We start from the raw sequence: 3,247 nt of genomic DNA on the forward strand, positions 1-3,247 counted from the left end.
AAGAAGCAGCCCGAAATTGGGTCTGTAGCTCAGTTGGTTAGAGCGCACCCCTGATAAGGGTGAGGTCGGCAGTTCGAATCTGCCCAGACCCACCAATTTTGTGTGGGAAACGCCTGTAGAAATACGGGGCCATAGCTCAGCTGGGAGAGCGCCTGCCTTGCACGCAGGAGGTCAACGGTTCGATCCCGTTTGGCTCCACCACTACTGCTTCTGAAAGTTTTGAAAGCTTAGAAATGAGCATTCCATCCAGGTGATGGTGAATGTTGATTTCTAGTCTTTGATTAGATCGTTCTTTAAAAATTTGGGTATGTGATAGAAAGATAGACTGAACGTTACTTTCACTGGTAACGGATCAGGCTAAGGTAAAATTTGTGAGTTACTCGTAATTGAGTATTATCGAATTTTCGGCGAATGTTGTCTTCACAGTATAACCAGATTGCTTGGGGTTATATGGTCAAGTGAAGAAGCGCATACGGTGGATGCCTTGGCAGTCAGAGGCGATGAAAGACGTGGTAGCCTGCGAAAAGCTTCGGGGAGTCGGCAAACAGACTTTGATCCGGAGATGTCTGAATGGGGGAACCCAGCCATCATAAGATGGTTACCTTACACTGAATACATAGGTGTAAGGGGCGAACCAGGGGAACTGAAACATCTAAGTACCCTGAGGAAAAGAAATCAACCGAGATTCCCTTAGTAGTGGCGAGCGAACGGGGACTAGCCCTTAAGTGGCTTTGAGATTAGCGGAACGCTCTGGAAAGTGCGGCCATAGTGGGTGATAGCCCTGTACGCGAAAATCTCTTAGTCATGAAATCGAGTAGGACGGAGCACGAGAAACTTTGTCTGAATATGGGGGGACCATCCTCCAAGGCTAAATACTACTGACTGACCGATAGTGAACTAGTACCGTGAGGGAAAGGCGAAAAGAACCCCGGAGAGGGGAGTGAAATAGATCCTGAAACCGTATGCGTACAAGCAGTGGGAGCAGACTTTGTTCTGTGACTGCGTACCTTTTGTATAATGGGTCAGCGACTTATTTTCAGTGGCGAGCTTAACCGAATAGGGGAGGCGTAGCGAAAGCGAGTCTTAATAGGGCGTCTAGTCGCTGGGAATAGACCCGAAACCGGGCGATCTATCCATGGGCAGGTTGAAGGTTGGGTAACACTAACTGGAGGACCGAACCGACTACCGTTGAAAAGTTAGCGGATGACCTGTGGATCGGAGTGAAAGGCTAATCAAGCTCGGAGATAGCTGGTTCTCCTCGAAAGCTATTTAGGTAGCGCCTCATGTATCACTGTAGGGGGTAGAGCACTGTTTCGGCTAGGGGGTCATCCCGACTTACCAAACCGATGCAAACTCCGAATACCTACAAGTGCCGAGCATGGGAGACACACGGCGGGTGCTAACGTCCGTCGTGAAAAGGGAAACAACCCAGACCGTCAGCTAAGGTCCCAAAGTTATGGTTAAGTGGGAAACGATGTGGGAAGGCTTAGACAGCTAGGAGGTTGGCTTAGAAGCAGCCACCCTTTAAAGAAAGCGTAATAGCTCACTAGTCGAGTCGGCCTGCGCGGAAGATGTAACGGGGCTCAAACCATACACCGAAGCTACGGGTATCACGTAAGTGATGCGGTAGAGGAGCGTTCTGTAAGCCTGTGAAGGTGAGTTGAGAAGCTTGCTGGAGGTATCAGAAGTGCGAATGCTGACATGAGTAACGACAATGGGTGTGAAAAACACCCACGCCGAAAGACCAAGGTTTCCTGCGCAACGTTAATCGACGCAGGGTTAGTCGGTCCCTAAGGCGAGGCTGAAAAGCGTAGTCGATGGAAAACAGGTTAATATTCCTGTACTTCTGGTTATTGCGATGGAGGGACGGAGAAGGCTAGGCCAGCTTGGCGTTGGTTGTCCAAGTTTAAGGTGGTAGGCTGAGATCTTAGGTAAATCCGGGATCTTAAGGCCGAGAGCTGATGACGAGTTAACTTTTAGTTAACGAAGTGGTTGATGCCATGCTTCCAAGAAAAGCTTCTAAGCTTCAGGTAACCAGGAACCGTACCCCAAACCGACACAGGTGGTTGGGTAGAGAATACCAAGGCGCTTGAGAGAACTCGGGTGAAGGAACTAGGCAAAATGGCACCGTAACTTCGGGAGAAGGTGCGCCGGTGAGGGTGAAGGACTTGCTCCGTAAGCTCATGCCGGTCGAAGATACCAGGCCGCTGCGACTGTTTATTAAAAACACAGCACTCTGCAAACACGAAAGTGGACGTATAGGGTGTGACGCCTGCCCGGTGCCGGAAGGTTAATTGATGGGGTTAGCTAACGCGAAGCTCTTGATCGAAGCCCCGGTAAACGGCGGCCGTAACTATAACGGTCCTAAGGTAGCGAAATTCCTTGTCGGGTAAGTTCCGACCTGCACGAATGGCGTAACGATGGCGGCGCTGTCTCCACCCGAGACTCAGTGAAATTGAAATCGCTGTGAAGATGCAGTGTATCCGCGGCTAGACGGAAAGACCCCGTGAACCTTTACTATAGCTTTGCACTGGACTTTGAATTTGCTTGTGTAGGATAGGTGGGAGGCTTTGAAGCGTGGACGCCAGTCTGCGTGGAGCCAACCTTGAAATACCACCCTGGCAACTTTGAGGTTCTAACTCAGGTCCGTTATCCGGATCGAGGACAGTGTATGGTGGGTAGTTTGACTGGGGCGGTCTCCTCCTAAAGAGTAACGGAGGAGTACGAAGGTGCGCTCAGACCGGTCGGAAATCGGTCGTAGAGTATAAAGGCAAAAGCGCGCTTGACTGCGAGACAGACACGTCGAGCAGGTACGAAAGTAGGTCTTAGTGATCCGGTGGTTCTGTATGGAAGGGCCATCGCTCAACGGATAAAAGGTACTCCGGGGATAACAGGCTGATACCGCCCAAGAGTTCATATCGACGGCGGTGTTTGGCACCTCGATGTCGGCTCATCACATCCTGGGGCTGAAGCCGGTCCCAAGGGTATGGCTGTTCGCCATTTAAAGTGGTACGCGAGCTGGGTTTAGAACGTCGTGAGACAGTTCGGTCCCTATCTGCCGTGGACGTTTGAGATTTGAGAGGGGCTGCTCCTAGTACGAGAGGACCGGAGTGGACGAACCTCTGGTGTTCCGGTTGTCACGCCAGTGGCATTGCCGGGTAGCTATGTTCGGAATAGATAACCGCTGAAAGCATCTAAGCGGGAAACTAGCCTCAAGATGAGATCTCACTGGAACCTTGAGTTCCCT

Annotated in this window: 2 tRNA genes and 1 rRNA gene; all 3 read left to right on the forward strand. The window is 50.9% G+C overall.

Going from position 1 to position 3,247, the window contains the following annotated elements:
- Window positions 1-18: 18 nt before the first annotated feature.
- Window positions 19-95 (forward strand) — tRNA-Ile (locus FPT15_RS29660).
- A gap of 30 nt (window positions 96-125) precedes the next feature.
- Window positions 126-201: transfer RNA gene (locus tag FPT15_RS29665), tRNA-Ala, on the forward strand.
- Between the two features lie 251 nt (window positions 202-452).
- Window positions 453-3,247 (forward strand): 23S ribosomal RNA (locus tag FPT15_RS29670); the annotation flags it as partial.

This window comes from Pseudomonas sp. RGB (assembly GCF_007713445.1).
In the GTDB taxonomy this organism is placed as follows: Bacteria; Pseudomonadota; Gammaproteobacteria; order Pseudomonadales; family Pseudomonadaceae; genus Aquipseudomonas.